General features: G+C 51.9%; 3 protein-coding genes. All 3 read left to right on the top strand.

Going from position 1 to position 3,614, the window contains the following annotated elements:
* The first annotated feature begins 474 nt into the window (after positions 1 to 474).
* Genes Q2B33_RS23540 through Q2B33_RS23550 form a run of 3 tightly spaced genes read left to right on the top strand, consistent with a single transcriptional unit; the run spans position 475 to position 3,452 of the window.
* A complete protein-coding gene (locus Q2B33_RS23540) occupies positions 475 to 1,476 on the top strand; it encodes a site-specific integrase (protein ID WP_300816094.1) in 1,002 nt (333 codons plus the stop codon).
* Complete coding sequence (locus Q2B33_RS23545; RefSeq protein ID WP_290452028.1) at positions 1,469 to 2,437, top strand: tyrosine-type recombinase/integrase; 969 nt, start codon at positions 1,469 to 1,471, stop codon at positions 2,435 to 2,437. The genes Q2B33_RS23540 and Q2B33_RS23545 overlap by 8 nt, the downstream gene beginning before the upstream one ends.
* Positions 2,424 to 3,452 (top strand): tyrosine-type recombinase/integrase, encoded by a 1,029-nt coding sequence (locus tag Q2B33_RS23550; RefSeq protein WP_300798079.1) that lies wholly within the window; start codon positions 2,424 to 2,426, stop codon positions 3,450 to 3,452. The genes Q2B33_RS23545 and Q2B33_RS23550 overlap by 14 nt, the downstream gene beginning before the upstream one ends.
* Positions 3,453 to 3,614: the final 162 nt, after the last annotated feature.

Consider the following 3,614-nt stretch of genomic DNA (forward strand, 5'->3'; position numbering starts at 1 on the left):
GCATGAGCGCCGCCTGGGCTGGCCGGAGCGTATCACCTGCCATTCTTTCCGCCATTATGTAGAGTCAGGGAAAATGGTGAGTGATGAAGAAAAGTGTCGTATTTCAGCCAATTCTCCCTGAATCACTCACCATTTTATTCCAGACCATACCCTCCTGCTCTTTTTTATGGGATACTATCCATAAAAAAGGAGGATATTGTCATGAGTTCAATAAAAGTCAGCGAACTCCGTCCCACAATGGATTATCTCTTATGTGTTCTTGAAGCACACGGCCTGGCAGAACCTTCTATTAAAGATTACCGCAGTACATTTGGCGCTTTCGAGCGATATGTCAGGGAGCGGGAAGTCGGTATGGTAAGCGAGAGTATCTGCCTTGACTTTATCGAATCCAAAAACGGGACACGCCCGGTAGATCTATACGGGGATCCATCTGATGATTCTGTATCAAGAAGGATAAAAGCCCTCCATTTTCTGATGAAATACCAGGAAGAGGGCCTCCACTGCCATACCGGCCATGCAAAAAGGCCGCCGTTTTCCTGCCCTGAGGGATACGGGGATGAATATGAAAGCTACATGAAATCCCTGCATGAGGCCGGGCTGTCAGAATCAACCATACTGACCCGCAGGGATAAAGCACAGGCGCTTATCCTTTTTCTCCAAAGCCGGGGCGTGGAAGCCACGGATGCCATCACACAGGCTGACATAGATGCCTTTCTGATGCTGTACATCAACAATACGATCAAATACCGTGAAGCAATTCTCTGCGCTTTGAGGTCATTTCTTGGGTATATGTACGAAAAAGGATATACCCTGACAAACCTGAAAGAGGGGCTGCCGCATCTGCGGGTCCCAAGGAACGGCGGGATACCCTGCACATGGAAAAAAGAGGAGCTTGTGGCGATCCTGGATGCCATTGACAGGGAGGATCCCGCAGGAAAACGTGATTATGCCGTACTGCTGCTTACGATACAGTCAGGCCTGAGGGCAGGCGACATAAGGAACCTCCGGATGTCCGACATTGACTGGAACCAGAAAAAGATACACCTTGTGATGGGAAAGACAGGGCAGCCCATCGACGTCCCGCTGCTTGACCCTGTCGGCTGGAGTATTATTGACTATCTGAAGAATGGAAGGCCTGCCGTATCCCATGACCATGTCTTTGTGCGTCACAGGGCACCCTTTGGCCCGCTGGGCGGGAGCGGGCTGGGCACTGCACTGCGCCGTTACATCGTAAAAGCAGGGATCGACACCAAAGGGCGCGGGCACCATGGGCTGCACTCCCTGAGGAGCACCCTTGCAGGGAACATGCTGACCTCAGGCGCTCCCCTCCCGGTCATTTCACAGACCCTTGGCCACCAGGACATCAAGACGACAGAAATCTACCTGAAAGTTGACGTGGAGCATCTGCGCAGGTGTGCCCTTGACCCGGACGCATACCGGGCCCCCGTGGCGGAAGGGGGTGCCTGTGGTGCGTGACTACGAATGGAAAAGCAGCCTTTCCAGCCTGATGAAATCCTTTATTGAAATGAACCATCTGGCAGGGCTGAAGTTTGAACAGCAGGAACGGTTCCTCCGGCATTTTGACCATTTCTGCTTTTATAATGGATATGAAGGCGGGACACTGACCCGGGAGATGGCGGAATCCTTTATCTATGGGCAGGGAGGGGCGGACAGGACGCTCCATGACAAGGAAGTCCTGCTGTACAGGTTTGCTGAATTCATGAAACAGCGGGGGCACCATGCATATCTGCCGGACATCAGGACAAAATACCCGGCAAGCCACCATATCCCCCATATTTATACGGAAGATGAGCGCAGGAGGTTCCTGGAAGCGGTCGATTCCTATCCCCAGACACCGAACTCTTTCAGGAACACCGTGGATCCCGTCCTGTTCAGGTTCCTCTGCGGCACAGGCTGCAGGCTTTCCGAGGCACTGAATCTCAGGATAGCTGATTTTGACTACCCACTGGGGGCAGTCACCGTCCGGCACGCAAAAAATGGCCGGAGCCGCATCGTTCCCCTGTGCGCTTCCCTCACAGAAAGGATCCATTCCTATATCAACAGGTTCCATATTGGCTGCAGCAGCGATGCCTGTCTCTTTCCCGGGGCCAAAAGGGGGAAGATGGACCGGAGCACCGCCTACACACATTTCCGGGACTATATCCTGATGGCAGGTATCCCCCATCCGAAAGATGGGCCGCGCATCCATGACTGGCGCCACACCCTGGCGGTGGAGAACCTGCGGAGATGGTCCGCGGAAGGCCTTGACCTGAGCAACATGGTGCCTTACCTTACCGCTTATCTTGGCCACCAGGATTTCCGTGCCACGCAGTATTATTTGAGGCTGACGGCTGAAATCTATCCCGAGCTTGTCCGCGTCATGGAGGCGGCCTGCTGGGACGTCATTCCGGGAGGAGGGGGCAATGAAGAAAGCTGACCTGCATTATTATGTTACCAGTTACTTCCGCAGCTACCTTCCCGGGCAGAAAAATTTAAGCGGCAACACGGTCAGCGGATATGCAGATGCATTCCGCCTGCTTTTTAGATTCTGTGAGGAAAAGAAAGGGCTGAGGGTAGACCGGCTGAAGATTTCCGATTTTGATTCTGGATTGGTCTGTGGGTTCCTTGACTGGCTGGAAACGGAACGCGGCTGCAGCGTGTCGACAAGGAACCAGCGGCTTACAGCGCTCCATTCCTTCTTCAGGTATCTCCAGAAACAGTCGCCCCCGGATATGGAGGCGATACAGGGAATACTTGATATCCCGTATAAAAAAACGGCGATGGCGGTTGTCCCGTATCTGAGTGAGGATCAGATGAAGATACTGCTTTCCATGCCGGACGCAGGCAAAAAGGAAGGATTCCGGGACCAGGTCCTGCTTTCCCTGCTTTATGATACGGGTGCAAGGGTGCAGGAACTGGCAGACTTAAAAGTAAAGGATATCCGTACCGAAAGTCCTGCTGTGGTCACGCTTCATGGGAAAGGGAATAAGACCCGGCAGGTCCCGGTTATGACAAAGACCCGGAAACTGCTGGAGACCTATCTGGAGCATTACCGCTATGATCCCGGCATAAGCAGGGGCGACAACCAGCTGTTCACCAACCAGAAGAAAGGAAAGCTGTCCCGCTGGGGGATATCATATATCATCAATAAATATGTAGAGAAGGCAAAAGCAGAGAAGCTTCTGGATATAGATTTTCCAGTGACACCCCATGTTTTCCGCCACAGCAAAGCTGTTCATATGGTCAGGGCAGGGATAAACCTTATTTATATACGTGATTTCCTCGGGCATGTAGATTGTTCTACGACTGAAATCTACGCAAGAATTGATACGGAATCAAAGCGAAAAGCGATTGAAAAGGCATGTAAAGACATTCTCCCTGAACAGGAATACAAAGACTGGACTACTGACACAGACCTAATGGCATTTTTAGAGTCTCTTACAAAGGGATGAATAAAATGGTGAGTGATTCAGAGATAACTGCCGGAAATGCAGGCTTCTTCCTTATCACTCACCATTTTCCCTGACTCTACATAATGGCGGAAATGGGGAGCTCCCCATTTCCGCCATGCTTTTGGCACACACCTTTACGAGAACGGCACGGACCTGCTCACC

It is taken from the genome of uncultured Acetatifactor sp., from assembly GCF_948601915.1.
GTDB lineage: Bacteria > Bacillota > Clostridia > Lachnospirales > Lachnospiraceae > Acetatifactor.

Bases quoted from the DNA above. Each gene is read 5' to 3' on its own strand.
- Q2B33_RS23550 (WP_300798079.1), top strand. From the start codon at position 2,424: ATGAAGAAAGCTGACCTGCATTATTATGTTACCAGTTACTTCCGCAGC.
- Q2B33_RS23540 (WP_300816094.1), top strand. From the start codon at position 475: ATGAAATACCAGGAAGAGGGCCTCCACTGCCATACCGGCCATGCAAAA.